The organism is Bacillus sp. SIMBA_074 (assembly GCF_046534555.1).
Taxonomy (GTDB): Bacteria; Bacillota; Bacilli; order Bacillales; family Bacillaceae_G; genus Bacillus_A; species Bacillus_A mycoides.
The window spans coordinates 1-258 of the sequence record NZ_JAWRYM010000784.1; the positions used below are offsets into that span (position 1 = coordinate 1).

The 258-nt window shown below is 45.7% G+C and carries 1 protein-coding gene; it reads right to left on the reverse strand.

Going from position 1 to position 258, the window contains the following annotated elements:
- Positions 1 to 212 (reverse strand): SRPBCC family protein (locus SB773_RS32900; protein ID WP_410594612.1); only part of this gene is annotated, 212 nt, incomplete at its 3' end.
- Positions 213 to 258 lie beyond the last annotated feature (46 nt).

Here is a 258-nt window from a genome sequence, read left to right on the forward strand (position 1 = left end):
GGCTCCCTCTGGTCCACCTGCTGCACCTGCCCTGTAAATACGCCTTTTACTGGACCAACACTCACTCCCATTTCGGCTTGATAAATGCCATCGTCCATCTGGGCAAAGGATTTGCAGCCTGGAATCGATTTTTTCAAAACTTCTTCGTTCTGGATAAGCTTCCAAACGACATCTCTTGGAATGTCAAAAGTGTATGTATGCTCGAATTTCACAAATCTCACTCCCCGCTGTCGATTTTCTTGTCTCTTTGAGTGAAGT